General features: G+C 60.6%; 18 protein-coding genes. 11 read left to right on the top strand and 7 right to left on the bottom strand.

From position 1 onward, the window contains the following. Window positions 1–4 precede the first annotated feature (4 nt). Window positions 5–1,066 (top strand): succinylglutamate desuccinylase/aspartoacylase family protein, encoded by a 1,062-nt coding sequence (locus ACK83U_RS18450; protein WP_112609259.1) that lies wholly within the window; start codon window positions 5–7, stop codon window positions 1,064–1,066. A gap of 288 nt (window positions 1,067–1,354) precedes the next feature. Here ACK83U_RS18450 and ACK83U_RS18445 read toward each other — a convergent pair whose 3' ends face one another. Then, window positions 1,355–1,876, bottom strand: coding sequence for a MarR family winged helix-turn-helix transcriptional regulator (locus ACK83U_RS18445; protein ID WP_112609255.1), 522 nt, complete (start codon window positions 1,874–1,876; stop codon window positions 1,355–1,357). 154 nt (window positions 1,877–2,030) lie between these two features. Between ACK83U_RS18445 and ACK83U_RS18440 the strand changes: the two genes are divergently transcribed. From ACK83U_RS18440 to ACK83U_RS18430, 3 genes are all read left to right on the top strand, one after another. Beyond that, window positions 2,031–2,387 carry an ArsC family reductase gene (locus tag ACK83U_RS18440; protein ID WP_112609460.1) on the top strand — a complete coding sequence of 119 codons (357 nt, stop codon included), beginning with the start codon at window positions 2,031–2,033 and terminating at the stop codon, window positions 2,385–2,387. A 9-nt stretch (window positions 2,388–2,396) separates the two neighbouring features. Further along, entirely contained in the window at window positions 2,397–2,870 is a 474-nt protein-coding gene (ybaK, locus tag ACK83U_RS18435) for a Cys-tRNA(Pro) deacylase (RefSeq protein ID WP_112609253.1), read from the top strand. A 95-nt stretch (window positions 2,871–2,965) separates the two neighbouring features. Beyond that, the gene (locus tag ACK83U_RS18430; protein ID WP_112609251.1) at window positions 2,966–4,219 is read left to right on the top strand and encodes an aminopeptidase; all 1,254 of its coding nucleotides are present in this window, start codon (window positions 2,966–2,968) and stop codon (window positions 4,217–4,219) included. A 75-nt stretch (window positions 4,220–4,294) separates the two neighbouring features. Here the strand turns inward: ACK83U_RS18430 and ACK83U_RS18425 are convergent, their stop codons facing one another. Both ACK83U_RS18425 and xseA read right to left on the bottom strand, forming a co-directional pair. After that, window positions 4,295–4,885 (bottom strand): NAD(P)H-dependent oxidoreductase, encoded by a 591-nt coding sequence (locus tag ACK83U_RS18425; protein ID WP_112609249.1) that lies wholly within the window; start codon window positions 4,883–4,885, stop codon window positions 4,295–4,297. Further along, window positions 4,885–6,501, bottom strand: coding sequence for an exodeoxyribonuclease VII large subunit (xseA, locus tag ACK83U_RS18420; RefSeq protein WP_112609247.1), 1,617 nt, complete (start codon window positions 6,499–6,501; stop codon window positions 4,885–4,887). Before xseA ends, ACK83U_RS18425 begins: the two co-directional genes overlap by 1 nt. Window positions 6,502–6,739: 238 nt before the next feature. Between xseA and ACK83U_RS18415 the strand changes: the two genes are divergently transcribed. Further along, entirely contained in the window at window positions 6,740–6,967 is a 228-nt protein-coding gene (locus tag ACK83U_RS18415) for a homogentisate export protein (RefSeq protein ID WP_112609245.1), read from the top strand. 83 nt (window positions 6,968–7,050) lie between these two features. Here the strand turns inward: ACK83U_RS18415 and ACK83U_RS18410 are convergent, their stop codons facing one another. Beyond that, window positions 7,051–8,889: a hypothetical protein gene (locus ACK83U_RS18410; RefSeq protein WP_112609243.1), complete on the bottom strand. Its 1,839-nt coding sequence runs from the start codon at window positions 8,887–8,889 to the stop codon at window positions 7,051–7,053. A 239-nt stretch (window positions 8,890–9,128) separates the two neighbouring features. Between ACK83U_RS18410 and ACK83U_RS18405 the strand changes: the two genes are divergently transcribed. Then, a complete protein-coding gene (locus ACK83U_RS18405; RefSeq protein ID WP_112609241.1) occupies window positions 9,129–10,142 on the top strand; it encodes a glycosyltransferase in 1,014 nt (337 codons plus the stop codon). Continuing rightward, on the top strand, window positions 10,139–10,525 hold the full coding sequence (locus ACK83U_RS18400) for a GtrA family protein (RefSeq protein ID WP_069611041.1): 387 nt from the start codon (window positions 10,139–10,141) through the stop codon (window positions 10,523–10,525). Before ACK83U_RS18405 ends, ACK83U_RS18400 begins: the two co-directional genes overlap by 4 nt. A gap of 65 nt (window positions 10,526–10,590) precedes the next feature. Here ACK83U_RS18400 and ACK83U_RS18395 read toward each other — a convergent pair whose 3' ends face one another. Beyond that, entirely contained in the window at window positions 10,591–11,577 is a 987-nt protein-coding gene (locus ACK83U_RS18395; RefSeq protein ID WP_112609239.1) for a Gfo/Idh/MocA family protein, read from the bottom strand. A gap of 272 nt (window positions 11,578–11,849) precedes the next feature. Here ACK83U_RS18395 and ACK83U_RS18390 point away from each other — a divergent pair, with 272 nt between their 5' ends. After that, a complete protein-coding gene (locus tag ACK83U_RS18390; protein WP_112609237.1) occupies window positions 11,850–12,800 on the top strand; it encodes an aldo/keto reductase in 951 nt (316 codons plus the stop codon). A gap of 13 nt (window positions 12,801–12,813) precedes the next feature. After that, window positions 12,814–13,257 carry a GNAT family N-acetyltransferase gene (locus ACK83U_RS18385; protein WP_112609235.1) on the top strand — a complete coding sequence of 148 codons (444 nt, stop codon included), beginning with the start codon at window positions 12,814–12,816 and terminating at the stop codon, window positions 13,255–13,257. Here the strand turns inward: ACK83U_RS18385 and ACK83U_RS18380 are convergent. Beyond that, the gene (locus ACK83U_RS18380; RefSeq protein WP_112609233.1) at window positions 13,247–13,864 is read right to left on the bottom strand and encodes a hypothetical protein; all 618 of its coding nucleotides are present in this window, start codon (window positions 13,862–13,864) and stop codon (window positions 13,247–13,249) included. The two genes, ACK83U_RS18385 and ACK83U_RS18380, sit on opposite strands and share 11 nt — an antisense overlap. A gap of 165 nt (window positions 13,865–14,029) precedes the next feature. Here ACK83U_RS18380 and ACK83U_RS18375 point away from each other — a divergent pair, with 165 nt between their 5' ends. Continuing rightward, window positions 14,030–14,524, top strand: a complete 495-nt coding sequence (locus ACK83U_RS18375; RefSeq protein WP_112336778.1) for a ferritin-like domain-containing protein — start codon at window positions 14,030–14,032, stop codon at window positions 14,522–14,524. Window positions 14,525–14,578: 54 nt separating this feature from the next. On the opposite strand, the gene ACK83U_RS18370 is transcribed toward ACK83U_RS18375, so the two are convergent. Continuing rightward, window positions 14,579–15,472: a LysR family transcriptional regulator gene (locus ACK83U_RS18370; protein ID WP_112609231.1), complete on the bottom strand. Its 894-nt coding sequence runs from the start codon at window positions 15,470–15,472 to the stop codon at window positions 14,579–14,581. A 129-nt stretch (window positions 15,473–15,601) separates the two neighbouring features. Between ACK83U_RS18370 and ACK83U_RS18365 the strand changes: the two genes are divergently transcribed. Next, window positions 15,602–16,597 carry an aldo/keto reductase gene (locus ACK83U_RS18365; protein WP_112609229.1) on the top strand — a complete coding sequence of 332 codons (996 nt, stop codon included), beginning with the start codon at window positions 15,602–15,604 and terminating at the stop codon, window positions 16,595–16,597. Window positions 16,598–16,720 lie beyond the last annotated feature (123 nt).

Here is a 16,720-nt window from a genome sequence, read left to right as displayed (position 1 = left end):
GCCCATGAACGTCACCGAAATCGTCATCGAAGGCGACACCCCGGGGATCGCCTGGCGGCTGCCCGTCCTGCATTTTTCCGGCAACAAGACGGATACCCCGAAGATCTACATCCAGGCTGCATTGCACGCCGGTGAACTGCCGGGCACGGCCTTGGTGCATTTCCTCTGCGAGCGGCTTCGGAAAGCGGAAGCCAAAGGCGCGATCTTCAGCGATATCGTCGTGGTGCCGCATGCCAATCCGATCGGCGCGGCGCAATCGCATTTCGGCGAGATGCAAGGGCGCTTCGACTTGGGCTCGCGCACCAACTTCAACCGCGACTTTCCGCTTATCTCGCTGCGCGACCGCGATCTCCTCATCGAAAATCTGGAACGCTACCCCGCCGTCGACCGGCTGAAGCGCCAGCTGATCCATATGGCGCTCGGTGCCGATCTGGTGATCGATCTGCATTGCGATGACGAATCCCTGCAATATGCCTATATCGACGAGGCATTCTGGCCCGAAGCCGCCGATCTTGCCGCGGCGCTGAAGATGGATGCCGTGCTGCTGTCGGATGGCGAAAGCTCGGCCTTCGAGGAGGCCGTCAGCTTCGCCTGGAAATACGAAGTGCCGGGGGAAAAGAAGGCAAGGCTGCTGGGCAAGCTCTCTGTGACGGTCGAGTTGCGCGGCACCCGCGATGTCTATCCCGAGATGGCAAAGAACGATGCCGAAGGGCTCTGGCGCTTCCTGGCCGCGCGCGGCGCAGTCCGTGATGACAGCGTTGCACTTCCTGCATTCGATGGCCCGGCCGTGCCGCTCGACAATGTCGAGATGATCCGTGCCCCGCAGGCGGGCACCGTGCTCTTCCATCGCAATATCGGCGAGCGCGTCCAAGAGGGCGATCTGCTCGCGACCATCATCACCGCGCCGGGCATGGAGAACGGGACCATCGACGTCCGCGCGCCGCAAGCAGGTCTGATCGTCACCCGCGTATCGGACCGGCTGGTGCGCCGGCGCGGCGACTTAATGAAGATCGGCGCTGATAAGCCGAGTTCCGTCGCCCGCAAGCCGGGAACACTTGAGGATTGATTTTTCTTAGCGGCGATCGATCACCTTGCAGCGCATGGTGAAGGCGATCGCTGCTGATTCCCGTAGAAGAATGCCGAAGCGACCCACGCGATATGATGTGCTTGCAAGAGCAGCACGACAGATACCCATTAGCCGGGCAAGAATTGAACGATTTTCCATCACGATCATGCCTCCGATCGAATTGATGCAGGCAATGTTCAGATCATCGAAGGCGGGAACCATCGCCTTTCGAGATATATGTATGCAGTGTGCATATATATGATAAAAATGTCAAGACCCTACCCGCGCCTATGTCATGAAGGCAATCGGGCAGCGATCCTGGTCGCAGGCGCCCTGATCGCAAACGCGGCAGACCACGTCCTGGTCATCGCCGAGATCGACCAAGGCCGGCAGCAGTTTTTCGACGAGATGGCTGAACTGCACCGTCTCTTCCGGCCCGAGCACTGCGATGGCCCGCTGAATGACCGCACGGCGGGCGGCAAGGCTGCACTTGAAAAGCGCGCGCCCCCTCTCAGTGAGCTGCAGCGAGCGAGCGCGCTTATCGCCGTCGACACCGCCGGCCCGCACGACGAGATCGGATGCGACCAACTGGTCGACGAGGCGCACGGTGGCGGAATGGGAGAGAGCGATCATTCGACGCAAGGTCTCGATTGTCAGGCGAGGCTCAGTGCCGATTTGAACGATGGCGGCGATTGCGCTCGGGCCGAGGCCGGTTTCATCCGTGAAGGCCTTTTCCATCTTGTCCACGAGAGCGAGGCTCATGGCGCCGAAAAGATTCTCCAGCCGTAATATTTCCTTGTCCGTCGCCATGCTCCAACCCGCACCATAAATATGCACACTGCATATTTACAGGATGATGGGTGGCGACTGCAACGGAAGAGAGAACAGCTTCGCCCCGTGATCGGCTTTCATCCGCCTTTGTTCGCATGGTATGCGCTATCAGACAGCAAGAGACGGATTCGACATGACGATCACCATTTACGGCATCAAGAACTGCGACACGATGAAGAAGGCCCGGACCTGGCTCGAGGGCCATGGCATCGCCTATGATTTCCACGACTACAAGACAGCCGGCATCGACCGAGATCATCTGGAGCGCTGGACGAAGGAAGCCGGTTGGGAAGTCGTGCTCAACCGCGCCGGCACGACCTTCAAGGCACTGCCGGATGCGGACAAGGCCGATCTGTCGAAGGAAAAGGCCATTGCGCTGATGATGGCGCAGCCCTCGATGATAAAGCGCCCGGTGCTGGAAGCGGACGGAAAGTTGCTGGTGGGATTCAAGCCGGATATTTATGCGGCTGCATTCGGCAAGACAGCGTAGAGACAAGCCATGTCCAAAACCACCCGCGCCACGCAAGTACTGACCCAGGCGAAGGTCGCCTTCACAGTGCATGCCTATGATTACGATCCGAATGCGGAGCGCGTCGGCCTGCAGGCGGCGGAGGCCTTGGGCGAAGAACCCCATCGCGTGCTGAAGACATTGATGGCTGAGGTGGACGGCAAGCCGGTCTGCGCCGTCGTGCCCTCGGATCACGAGGTCAGCATGAAGAAACTCGCAGCGGCCTTCGGTGGCAAATCGGCCAACATGATGAAGCCTGCCGATGCCGAGCGTCTGACCGGCTATCATGTCGGCGGCATCAGCCCTTTCGGCCAGAAGAAACTTGTACCGACAGCCGTGGAGGCGCAGGCTATGACCGAAGCGTACGTCTATATCAACGGGGGCCAGCGCGGGCTGCAGGTGCGCCTCAGTCCGCAGGATGCCGTGACCACTCTCAAAGCCAAGGCTGCGTCCCTGATTGCCTGACGATCTTCAAGATCGGACATAGCGCCTTCAATTTCGCCGCAAACCGGTCTAAGTCTTCTGACCACTCTTTCGATAGCAAGCACGCAGGTTTTGCCATGACATCAGCCACCCCCAACCATCATCCCGTCGATCACGCCAAGCTGGAAAAGCTTGCAGAAGTAGCCGTAAGGGTCGGGTTGCAGCTACAGGCAGGCCAGGATCTGCTGATGACAGCGCCGGTCGCAGCGATGCCGCTGGTTCGGCTGATCACACGCGAAGCCTACAAGGCCGGCGCCGGCCTCGTCTCAACCTTCTATTCCGACGAAGAAACGACGCTTGCCCGCTATGAATACGGCCATGATGCGAGTTTCGACCGGGCCGCGACATGGCTCTATGAAGGCATGGCCAAGGCCTTCTCCAACAATACGGCACGCCTCGCGATTGCCGGCGACAATCCGATGCTCCTGTCCAACCAGGACCCCAACAAGGTCGCGCGTGCCAACCGCGCCAACTCGGCCGCCTATAAGCCGGCGCTCGAAAAGATCTCGAATTTCGACACCAACTGGAACATCGTCTCCTACCCGAACCCGTCCTGGGCAAAACTGGTTTTCCCGAACGACCCGGAGGCAATCGCAGTCGCCAAGCTCGCCAAGGCGATTTTTTCCGCCTCGCGCGTCGATGTCGAAGATCCGATCGCGGCCTGGGCCGAGCACAATGCCAATCTGCACAAGCGCTCGGCCTGGATGAACGGCCAGCGTTTTTCCGCCCTGCATTTCCAGGGACCGGGTACCGATCTGACAGTCGGTCTGGCAGACGGCCATGAATGGCACGGCGGCGCTTCCACCGCCAAGAACGGCATCACCTGCAACCCGAACATCCCGACGGAAGAGGTCTTCACCACGCCGCATGCGCTGCGCGTCGAAGGCCATGTTTCCTCCACCAAGCCGCTGTCGCATCAGGGCACCCTCATCGACAATATCCAGGTCCGCTTCGAAGGCGGCCGGATCATAGAGGCCAAGGCGACGCGCGGCGAGGAAGTGCTGAACAAGGTGCTCGACACCGACGAAGGCGCACGCCGGCTCGGCGAAGTGGCGCTGGTACCGCATTCCTCGCCAATCTCGGCGAGCGGCATCCTGTTCTACAACACGCTCTTCGACGAAAACGCCTCCTGCCACATCGCGCTTGGCCAGTGCTATTCCAAGTGCTTCATCGATGGCGCCAAGCTCAGCCAGGAACAGATCAAGGCGCAGGGCGGCAATTCCAGCCTGATCCACATCGACTGGATGATCGGCTCCGACAAGGTCGATATCGACGGCATCAATGCCGATGGCTCGCGCGTGCCCGTCATGCGCAAGGGCGAGTGGGCATAACCCAGTTCGGATATTCGAATGCGATCATGCCGCGGTATTTCTGCCGCGGCATCTTCTTTTGCAATGAATCGTGGATCAGATCGTCGCCAGCGCTCGCCTGACGCGTTCGAGATGCGCCTTGCGCCCGGCATCGGTCACGCGGTCCATATCATGCAGCGCCAGCATGCGGAAATTCAGCCGCTTGGCGCAGAAGGCGGCTATGCCGCGCTTCAATAGGCGCCGCACCGGATTGCCCATATAGAAATGCACGATCCACCAGGGCGAGCCAGTCGTCGTCAGCGCCCAGAACAGGCGGATGTTGGTCAGCTTCGGCACGATGCGGCCACCGGCGGGATCGTGGGTGAAAGCAACGCCCGGCGCAAAGGCACGATCGAAGAAGCCTTTGAGGATAGCCGGGAAATTGAACCACCATTGCGGGAAGACGAGGATCAGTCCCTCCGCCGCCTGCAGCCGTGCGACCATGGCATCGACGCCAGAGGTATCATAGGGCTGGTCGAAATAGCCGCGCCGCTCGGCTTCGGATAGACATGGGTCGAAGCCTTCGCGATAGAGATCGAGCAGATCGACCTGGTGACCGCGAGCGACGAGCGTTTCCTGCGCAAGCTTGGCCACAGCGGCGGCAAAACTATCCTCCAGGGGATGAGCCAGCACCAGCAGGATGCGCATCAGAAGAGGCTTCCCTGCTTCGGTGGAGCGGCAGGTTCTGCCGGTTTGGTTGCCCGCTTCTTCGCAGGCGTAGCGCCTGATGACGTGGATGAAGACGAAGGCGGCGTGGCATCGTCGCCGGTGACCGCACCGATCCGGCCATCCGCGAATTCGATCGAAATGGCCGCACCCACCGAAAGTGCTGCCGCCAGCGAAACCGGGCGGTCATCCTCGTCGCGCACAACGGCATAGCCGCGCTTCAGAACATTCTTGTAGGAGAGCGACTGCAGGATGCGCTCCTGCGCCGTAAGTTCGCTGCGGGCGCGGGTCAGCTGATGACGGATGGCCGTATCGGCGTGACGGACGAGATTGCCGAGGCGATCACGCGCCCTGCCCGTCTGCGCTTCGAGGCGCGATGGCAAAGTGGCAAAGACGGCATCGGCTCGCTCGATGCGGGCACGCGACCGGTCGAGCATGCGCTCGATGGTCCGCTCGGCCCGAGTCATCCGTTCGCCCAATTGCTGGCGGCGCTCGGCGATCCGATTCGACAGAATATCGGGTCGGAGATGCGACGCCGTGCGCTCGAAGGAGCGGCGCTTGTTGAGCGTGTTCAGCTCCAGCCCGCGGCCAAGGCCGGCGGCCGCTTCGTCGAAGCGCCGGCGCGGCAGAGCGAGGATCTGATCGAGGGAAGGCAAGGCGCGCAGCAGCGCGCGAACGGCCTGCCGCCGTTGATCCATCTGTCTCGTCATCCCCCCCTGCAGCCGGGCTGCAAGGCTTGCGAGTTGCGCCTCCAATTCGGCCCGAACAGGCACGGCCATTTCCGCCGCACCTGTCGGCGTCGGGGCGCGCACGTCGGCGGCATAGTCGATCAAGGTCCAGTCTGTCTCGTGGCCGACAGCCGAGATCAGCGGGATCTCACTCGCGGCTGCGGCGCGCACCACAGCCTCGTCGTTAAAACTCCAGAGATCCTCGAGGCTACCGCCGCCGCGCGCGACAATCAGCACATCGGGGCGCGGGATCGGGCCGCCAGGCGCAAACTCGTTGAAGCCGCGTATGGCGTTGGCCACTTCATCGCCGGAGCCGTCGCCTTGCACCTTCACCGGCCAGACGAGGACGTGCACGGGGAAACGATCGGAGATGCGATGCAGGATATCGCGAATGACGGCGCCGGTCGGCGACGTCACGACGCCGATCACCTTGGGCATGAAAGGAAGCCTGCGCTTACGCTCGGGATCGAAGAGGCCTTCGGCACCGAGCTTGCGCTTGCGCTCCTCCAGCAATGCCATCAATGCGCCTGCCCCGGCAGGCTCCAAGGTTTCGATGACGATCTGGTATTTCGACGAGCCCGGGAAAGTCGTCACCTTGCCTGTTGCAATGATTTCCATTCCCTCTTCAGGGCGGAATTTCAGCTTGGAAAATGTGCCTTTCCAGATCACCGCATCGATCCGCGCGCGATCATCCTTCAGCGCGAAATAGGCATGGCCCGAGGAATGGGGACCGCGATAGCCGGAAATTTCACCGCGCACACGCACCTGGTCGAACGCATTCTCGACCGTGCGCTTGATCGATCCGGATAGTTCCGAGACGGAGTATTCCGTCAGGTTCGAGGGCGAATCATTCTCAAAAAAGCTGCTCATGTCCTCTTTCTAGCCGATGTCGCGGAAAATGCGGAGCCTTGCGCATACCGCTTAAGTTTGAATCGATCGAACGACAGGATTGTGCGCATACTTGAGGTACTGCCGCCTCCTTTGCATGTCCCACAAAGGGCGTGGAGCCTATTGCTTCATCAAGCGTTAACCTTACCGACAAAGCCTTTCTTAGCCATCCGCGCGTAAACCTGTGCAAACTGGTTCTTAGTAAAAAGGATATGGAGCGATGATATTCGTGACCGCCACGATCATCGGAATTGCCGCCGGCCTGCAGCGCTCGACGATCGGCGCCCTGCTCGGCGTGGCATTGGTGAGCATCGCCTTCATGGCGGCCGTTGCGATATCGATCGTTCCGCCGCCGCTGACGACATTGTTTATCGCGCTCGGCGGCTACAATCTCGGCTTTATCGGCTATCTCATGACCGCCGATATGCTGGAACAGCGCCGGGCTTAGACACAATATCAAAGAGTATTCTGCGGCTTCCCGCTCGTAATGGCGTGGTTTGGAGATTCCGCGCAGAGCTGAACGGCTTCAGCTCAATTCTGCGGCGTGACACGGAAGAACTGCACATCCGATTCCGCCGGCGCCGCAATCGGCTCCAGATAAGCCGGGACATGCCCGGCGCTCAGCTGCGCATAAAGCCCCTTCGGCGCCCGCTCACTCACCAGCTCTACCTGCGGATCTCCCTTGCAGAAGGCGACAATCGTCACCTTTGCCTCACGCAAAAGCGCTTCTGCCTGTTGCGGCTCCGCAAGGCCAATAAGCAGCTCGGCCATCATTCCATCAGGATCGCGGTGATAGGGACCGGAGAGGGTGCGATGGGGGGTGAAGCGCAGAAGCGGCGCTCCCAGGTTGGAGGCCGCCGCGACCACCCCCGGCGCAAGACCCGCGATCGGTCGCAGGGCCTGCTGGGATATACAGTTGGCAGTCTCCTCCGCCTTAACTGGCGCCGCGACCATAAGACCATTGACGACCCCCTTGCTTGCAAGCGCGCCGCCCACGGCCCAAACGGCTGGGACAGAGGCTAATAACGTCCCCGCATAGAGCAGGATCGCACGCAGATTTCTGGGATCGGCCATGTAGTTTTTTCGCAATTCGGCGATCATCAATGCCAGTGGCGGTATGGCCAGGAGATTGGCGAATTCTGTGCCGCGTACTTGCACCAGCGTGATCACCCAATTGATCGCGATCAGCGCCATCAGCATTGCGTGGAGGCTCGATCGGGTGCCTCGCAGGATACGAAAGGCGCAGACGAGCATCGCCAGAAGACCCGTTGCGTAGAAGACGCCGAGCGTATCCGGCTGACGGTGGGCCACGGAGATAATCGATTGTGCCTCGGTCACTCTGCTGAGCCAGAAATCCACCAGCATGGGGTCCAGATCGGAAAGCGGATTGCGCAGGCATTGCGGCGCAAGTGCGACGGTTATCGCAAACACGAATGCGCCGTTGACCGCGAGAATTGCAATACGCCAGGGCCGGGAGAGACGGCTGGCAAAAATGGACGACAGGAGAAGCCCGACGCAGCCTGCGCTGGTGATGCCGTAAAAGCCGAGCGAGAGATTGTCGCATGTGACCATCGAGTAAAGACGCGGCGGCACCAGCGAGAAGAAGGCGGCGCTGACGGCGATCGTCAGGGTCAGGGCAAAGGCCTTGGCAGCGGGTGCGAATATCTCGCCTTTCCAGGCCCACAAACAGGCAACCGACATGCAGGCGACGGCGACAAAGGGCGTTGTCTCCGCGCCGATACCCAGCTGGATGGCAAGGGCAATGGCGGCGATCACAAAGTTGCGAGGTCTGTAACTTTCGTCGACCAGCATTGCGACGGTAAGCGCGACGAGGCCGAGCTGAACATTGTCGTGATCGATGGACCCCGGCACGAAGCGCGGCGAAAGCAGGACGAACAGCGCCGTCAGGATCAGCGAGAAGTGCATGCCTTCCACGCCGGCGATGCGCCGACCTGCAAGACCCATGAAGAACACCAGCGGCAGGACGAGCATGAGGGGCCATACCGTCAGCGCGGCCGCCTCGGCGCCTTCCGGTGAAAGGAACATCCGGAAGAAGAGGATGAGGCTTGCGATCGGCAGATCGATGAAGCGCGACCAGTGCATCAGCGTCCCGCCCGCAAGGCCGAGACGGTACTGCATCATGTCGAACCAGCCCTGGCCGGCGAGAAAATCCCGCACTTCGACAAGGCGCATGGCGTCGTCATTATCAGGCCCGACATAGTCTGCGAGGTTGCGATGAATGATGAGCTGCGCGACGATGACGATGGCGGCATAGACGAGCGCAGCGAGAGCAGGATGAGACCAACGCAGAGGCGCCTTCTTTTCTGCCGTTCCGGCTGCCTCGGGCGGCATTGCCAGCGTTTGCGCCATCTCGATGAACCTCATGTTGGAAGGATAGTCGGGGCGATACGCTAACGGTTGCCGATCAAAAAAAAGTAAAGCCGCTGCCTACAGCCGCTTTTATCACGATAATGTTTTTCGCAGCGCCGGTATCCCGCCTTTTTTATTGGGCAGCCATAGGGTCTTATTAACAGCCAGCGGGATAAGCTCTCGCCCGGATCGTCAATCGGGCCTCGACTTGACTTCACACGCAGCAACCGGCCAAGACCATGTCGAATGAGAAGCTGAATATCGCCGTCCTCCTGCCCTGCTACAATGAAGCCGCAACGATCGGCGAGGTCGTGCGCGGTTTCCGCAAGGCGCTGCCGCAGGCCGCGATCTATGTCTACGACAATAATTCGACGGACGGCACCGCGCTGCATGCCATGCTTGCCGGCGCGACCGTCGTGCGCGAGCGTCGGCAAGGCAAGGGACATGTGGTGCGCCGCATGTTCGCCGATATCGAAGCTGACATCTATCTGATGGCCGATGGCGACGGCACCTATGCGCCCGAAGACGGAGAAGAGCTGATCCGCACATTGCTGACCGAGGGATCCGACATGGTGGTCGGCACCCGCCGCAACGTTCGCAACGACGCAGGCCGGCAGGGCCATGCCTTCGGCAACCGCATTTTCAACTGGCTCTATCGCAGCATCTTCGGCGCCGATTTCACCGATATATTTTCCGGCTACCGCTGCTTCTCGCGCCGCTTCGTCAAGAGCTTTCCTGCCGTGTCTGGCGGTTTCGAGATCGAGACGGAAATGTCGGTTCATGCCTCCAGGCTGAAGCTGCCCGTCAGCGAACTGGAACTCGATTACGGTCGGCGGCCGGAAGGCTCGCATTCGAAACTTTCCACCTTCCGCGACGGTGGTAAGATCCTCTGGATGTTTGCGATGCTGATGAAGGAAACGCGGCCTTTCGCCTTTTTCGGCATCCTGAGCGCCGTCGCCATGGAGCTCAGTATTGGTTTCTCCATTCCGGTCTTCATCGAATATTTCGAAACCGGACAGGTCTTGCGCATGCCGAGTTGGATGCTCTCCCTGGCGCTGACAATGATCGCCTTCATGCTGTTCACAGCCGGTATCATCCTCGATTCCGTGGCGCGCGCCCGTGCCGAACAGTTGCGCATCCACTATATGAGCCTGCTCAGGCCCTCCTCGCGCGAAAGCGAAGATGACAGGTCGGTTTACATAGCTGAGATCGACAAGCCGGCAAGCCGGAAGAAGAGGGCCAAGGCTGCATGAAGAAGCTCTTTCGCTTCCTGATCGCCGGCGGTGTCGGCTTCGTGGTCGATGCGGGCGTGCTGCATCTGTTGCTCTGGTTCACGCCCTTCGGCCCCTTCGTCGGCCGCGCCATATCGATCCCGAGCGCGCTGCTTGCCACCTGGGTACTCAACCGCAACTTCACCTTCGGCCGATCCGACCGCTCGCTTGCGGCGGAGGGCTTCCGCTACGGCTCGGTCGGGCTGACCTCGGCTCTGCTGAACTACGCCCTCTTCAGCTCGCTGCTGATGACCGAGCCGTCATTGCGGCCGATCATCGCGCTGACGCTGGCATCGGCGGCAGCAACGGCATTCAGCTTCTTCGGCTATTCGCGCTTCGTCTTCCGTCACCGGCAAAATTCCTGAAGCAATTCCAGGAAAAGTGTGCAGCGGCTTTCCGTCCGGAATTGCGTCAGGAAATAAGGAAACCCTCAGACCGGTTCCCAGCCGTCCTTCTCGCTGGCGCGGTAGATGGCGTCGATGACCTTCTGGTTGAGCTTCGAGCTTTCCAGCGACACGACCTCGGCGCCTTGACCAAGCGCGGCAGAGGCGAAAGCTTCAGCCTCGCGCCTGTATTGGCGGCTATCGGGGAAACGGAAAATCGTCGATTCCGAATGACCGCGATTGGTCAGCTCCAGCTCTTCCGCTCCATAGCGATCGGCATTGAAGGGCGACTTCACCTCGATGAAACCCTCAGTGCCATGGAAGACCATGACCTGGCGGTTGGCCATCTGCGTCGAGATGTAGAAGCTCAGTTCGAAGTCGCCGAAATCCGCTTTGACGCTGGAATAGATGTCGGTGCCGAATTCCGGGTCACGCTCAGTGACGGCCTGAATGCGCAGGGGTTCGCGGCCGGTGACGAAACGGGTGCTGATCGTCGGATAGACACCGATGTCGGGCAGGCCGCCGCCGCCGAGCGCAGGGATATTGCGCATGTTGCCGGCGTCGCGGTTGAAATAGGTGAAGGCGCCCTGGATGTGGCGCAGGCGGCCAATGGCACCATCGGCGAGCAGCGAGCGAACCTTCCGCCAGACCGGCGCATAGGTAACCATATAGGCTTCCGTCACCAGCACCTTGTTGCGGTCGCGCGCGGCGATCAGGCTGTCGATCTCATCCGCCTTGAGCGCGATCGGCTTTTCGCAGAGCACGTGCTTGCCGGCATCGGCAGCCTTGATCGTCCATTCGACGTGCTGAGAAGTCGGCAACGGGATATAGACGGCGTCGATCGCATCGGAGGCGAGCATCTCCTCATAGGAGCCAAAAGCATGCGGCACGGAGAAGCGGTCTGCCATCTGCCGAGCACGGGCGAGATCGCGGCTGGCGATCGCCGTCACAATGCAGTTTTCCGCATCCTGGATGGCCGGCACCACCAGATCGCGACCGATCTTGGCCGTCGACAGAATTCCGAAACGCAGCATGATCTCTCTCCTTAAGCATCGCATTCCAGACGCTGGCCGCGCCACAGGAACCGGTAAAATCGAAAATCAGAGCTGGCGACTCGACGCCGCAGCAGCGGCGATGACCTTAAGCGGCGGTCGCAACGGGCGCAACGCTGTTCGGCTAAGTGTCTTTCGCCCATAAATAAAGAAATCGTTAGTGGTCTTTGTCGGCAAAGGTCGTTAGCCTGCGCTGTCCCTTCGCGCCGGCGCCTGCTCGCCGAGCTGCCCCTCAAGTGATTTGGAGTGATATCATGGACATGCGCAAGCTTGGACGAACCGATCTGTTTGTCGCCCCCATTGTTTTCGGCGGAAATGTCTTCGGCTGGACGGCCGATGAGAAAACCTCCTACGCACTGCTCGACGCCTTCTTCGATGCCGGCTTCAACACGATCGACACGGCGGATGTCTATTCCCGCTGGGTTCCCGGCAATAAGGGCGGCGATTCCGAAGAGATTATCGGCAAGTGGTTGAAGCAGAGCCGCGTTTCGCGCGACAAGGCCATCATCATCACCAAGGTCGGATCGGAGATGGGGCCGGGCAAGAAGGGCCTCAAGGCCGACTACATCATCGAGGCGGCGGAAGCCTCGCTGAAGCGGCTGCAGACCGATCACATCGACCTTTATCTCTCGCACTGGCCGGATCCCGAGACGCCGCATGAGGAATCGCTTGCCGCCTATGCCAAGCTGAAGGAACAGGGCAAGATCCGCCATGTCGGCTGCTCGAACCTCGACGCGACGCAGCTCCAGGCTTCGCTCGATGCTGCCGCCAAGGCCGGCCTGCCGCGCTACGACGTGCTCCAGCCCGAATATAACCTCTACGCCCGCGACAGCTTCGAGGGGCCGCTGGCGGATCTTTGCGTCAGGGAAGACATCGGCGTCATCACCTATTTCAGCCTCGCGGCCGGCTTCCTGACCGGCAAGTACCGCACCAAGGCGGATACGGAGGGACGGGCACGCGAGAACCGGGTTGCCGCCTATCTCGACGACAAGGGCCTGCGGATTCTCGCAGCGCTCGACAAGGTCACGGCCGAAACCGGCGCGAAGCCCGCCGAGATCGCGCTTGCCTGGCTCTTGCGCAAGCGTGGCGTTACCGCCCCGATCGCCAGTGCGACCAGCCTCAGCCAGCTAGACGCGCTCATCAATTCGGCGAAGCTTTCGCTTTCCGATGACGCCATGCGCCTGCTCGACGCAGCCGGCGAATAAGAGAGACAAGCCAATGACCGTGACGATCCGAGACGCCAGACCCGACGATGAAGCGCGCTGGCGCGCACTATGGAACGGCTATCTGGCCTTCTACGGCGTCACCGTCGCGCCCGACATCACCGATGCGACGTGGCGCCGGGTCTTCGATCCGGCGTCGGCGATCTTCATGCGCGTGGCCGAAGTCGATGGCGAGGTCAAGGGCTTTACCCTCAGCCTCACGCATGAGGGCACGTGGGTGCGCGCGCCCGACTGCTATCTTGAAGACCTGTTTGTCGATGAAAGCGCCAGAGGCCACGGCGTCGGCCGGGCGCTGCTCGACGATCTCGTCGCGCTGTGCAAGAAAAACGGCTGGGCACGGCTTTACTGGCACACAGAAGAAGGCAATGCGACCGCCCGCAAGCTCTATGATAGCTACGTTAAGAGCGACGGGCATATTCGCTATCGCATCAGCTTCTAAGTTTGGGAAAGCCCTCATAGTGGGCGAAATGGTCGCCCTCCCAGTTCGCCATGCCCGGCTTGGTCAGCATGCCACGTGGGCTGACATAGCTCTGGATGGTCCGCTTGGGCCGCTCGTGCCACTGGATGTTGAAGGCCCAGAGCTTCGGGAAGAAGCAGAGCGAGGCATAGGGCAGATGGTCGTGGATCCACCAGGCGAGTTTCTGCCAATCGCCTTCGTGGCTATGGTGATCGATCAGCCAGGGCACGACGATGCAGACGGCCGCCCCCATGCAGCCGTCGAGATCGCGCATATCCCAGATGTGGTGCGCAGCGGTGTGGGGATTGGTCGAGCAGTTCAGCCCGTTCCTGTTGCCGAAGGCATTGACCTCCGGCGAGCGATAGCCCGAGCGGATATGTAGCCGGCCAAAGGTCGCCTCCAGCGGCTCCAGCAATTCCCCGCAAAGATGGCGTCCGGCCTCGATTGCCAGATCGGGATCCTCCGGAATATTGGGGATGCGATAGAAATCTGATATTTCCGAATGCAGGAAATCGCGAAAGAAGAAGTTCTTCGATAGCCTGACGCGGCCGAGATCCTCAAGCCCCTTCATCGATCCCGGTTTTCTCATCGCTTGAAAAGCCTCCTCGCCATCGCTGCATTTCAGCCGACTTTAAACCAGATCGCCACCCGAATCCGTCAGCAACGGGAACAATTCGACCCGCGCCGACTTTCGTAAGGGCCGCTGACTGCGGCAAGCCCTTGAAAATCGGGTTCCCGAATATGGAGAGAAACAATGCCGAAGGAAAAAACGCTGGAAGATCTTTTCTACGACACGCTGAAAGACATCTACTATGCCGAAAGGCAGATCGTGCGGGCATTGCCCAAGATGGCGCGCGAGGCACAATCGCCGGATCTGAAGGCCGGCTTCGAAAAGCATCTGCAGGAAACCGAAGGCCATGTCGAACGCCTGCAGCAGATCTTCGACCTGATCGGCAAGCGCGCCCAGGGCAAGACCTGCGAAGCCATCCAGGGGATCATTGCCGAAGGCGAGGAGATCATCGAGGAATTCAAGGGAACGCCGGCTCTCGATGCCGGATTGATATCGGCGGCGCAGGCCGTCGAGCACTATGAGATCGCCCGCTACGGAACGTTGCGCACCTGGGCGAACACGCTCGGCCAGAAGAAAGTCGTCGAACTGCTCGACCAGACGCTGCAGGAAGAGGGAAATGCCGACAAGAACCTCTCGAAGCTGGCAATGACCGCAGCCAATCAGAAGGCCGCAGCCTGACATCGCTTGCCTGCCCCAAGGATGGGGCGGCGGACCGGTCCCCACCGCCGCCCCTCACGGTCCCGTATATTTGAAGAAGTCGATGAAGGCCCTGAGCGCCGGGCGCATCTGGCGGCGGCTCGGATAATAGATGCAGAAGCCGGGATAGGGCGGGCACCAATCCTCCAACACGCGGATGAGCTTGCCCTCGGCCAGTTCCTGCTGCACGCGGATATCGAACAGATAAGCAAGGCCGGCACCGTTGACAGCCGCCAGAACCCCGAGCCTATCCTCGATGACGATCAGTGGGCCATCGACGGCAACGACAAGCTCGTGGCCATCCTTCTCGAATTCCCAGCGATAGATCGAGCCATCGGTGAACCGCCGCTTGATGCAGCGGTGATGAACGAGGTCGCGGGGATGCAGAGGCTTCGGATTTTTCTCGAAATAGGCCGGCGACCCGGCGATGACGGTGCGGATGTCAGGCGAGACCTTGACCGCGATCATGTCGCCTTCGATGCTCTCCGCCAGCCGGATACCGGCATCATAGCCCTCCTTGACGATATTGCTGAAGCCGTCCTCGTTGGCGATCTCCAGTGTGATGTCCGGGTAGGTATTGAGGAAATCACCCAGCCTTGGCGCCATGAGAAGATCGGAAGCAAAGCGCGGGGCGGTGATGCGCAGCGTCCCCGCCGGGCGGCCGCGGGTCGCAAGCGTATCCTCCAGCGCAATATCGATTTCCTCCAGAGCCGGCGCCAGCCTTTGAAGCAGCGCCTGACCTTCCTCGGTCGGCAATACGCTGCGCGTGGTGCGTGCAAGCAGCCGCACGCCGAGGCTTTCCTCGAGGCTGGACACGGCATGGCTGACCGCAGACGGCGCGATCGACAGTTCCTTGCCGGCAGCGCGGAAGCTGCGATGGGCGGCGACGGCGGCAAAAACCGCGAGTTGGGAGAGCTGTGTCCGGTTCATTGATCTAAATTATAGAACAGCCTGTAAGAATTTGCATGGATTTTCATTCATTATCCAGAGCCCTACCTTGGGCTCGTAGGCAGAGGACACAAACCCTACCGCTCCCATACGTCTCAAGAGGAACACACCATGAAAACCCGCAGGCTTGGCAAGGATCTCACCGTTTCTGCCGTTGGACTTGGCTGCATGGGCATGAGCTTTGCCTATGGCGCCGCTGACGAAGCCGAATCCGTCAAGACGCTCCATCGCGCTGTCGATCTCGGCGTTACCTTTTTCGACACCGCCGAAACCTATGGCCCATTTACCAACGAGGAGCTGCTCGGCCGGGCACTGAAGCCTGTGCGCGACCGCGTTGTCATCGCCACCAAATTCGGTTTCAAGCTCGATCACACGAAATCGGGCCCCGCCGCCATGATCGGCGTCGATAGCCGGCCCGAGCATGTCAAGGAAGTTGCCGAAGCCTCCCTCAAGCGACTTGGCACCGATGTCATCGACCTCTACTACCAGCATCGCGTCGATCCGAATGTGCCGATCGAAGATACGGTCGGCGCCATGGCCGAGCTGGTGCGGGAGGGCAAGGTGCGCGCACTCGGCCTTTCCGAAGCAGGCTCCGCCACCATCCGCCGCGCCCATGCCGTACATCCGATCGCCGCCGTGCAGAGCGAATATTCGCTTTGGAGCCGCGATCCGGAAGAAGAAGTGCTTGCCACCTGCCGCGAACTCGGCATCGGCTTCGTGCCCTATAGCCCACTCGGCCGCGGCTTCCTGACCGGTGCCATCCAAAAGGCGGACGATCTTGCCGCCGACGATTTCCGCCGTTCGCTTCCACGTTTCCAGAGCGAGAATTTCGATGCCAACGCGGCGCTTGTCGCCAGATTGCAGGCGCTCGCCGAGGAAAAGGGCGTCACCGCGGCACAACTGGCGCTCGCATGGGTGCTGCACCAGGGTGACGACATCGTGCCGATCCCCGGCGCCCGCAAGCTGCATCATCTCGAGCAGAACGCCGCGGCTGCCGATATCGTTCTTTCAGCACAGGAGGTGAAGGAACTCGGTGATATCATCACGCCCGAGACCGTCACTGGAAAGCGGTATTCGGATGCCGCATTGGCGATGACGAATATATGACAAATGGGCCGCCTCTTCCGCCCAAGCGACGACATCGGCCATAAAGGCCGATGTTATTTTGGGACCGAAAAGAAAATTGAAGCATCCTCAAGGGAGTGGCCGAACATGCAAATAGCCTGAATT

This window comes from Rhizobium sp. WW22, assembly GCF_047041135.1.
In the GTDB taxonomy this organism is placed as follows: domain Bacteria; phylum Pseudomonadota; class Alphaproteobacteria; order Rhizobiales; family Rhizobiaceae; genus Rhizobium.
The sequence above is the reverse complement of the archived record's forward strand: the minus strand, read 5'-3'. Positions and strand labels throughout refer to the sequence as shown.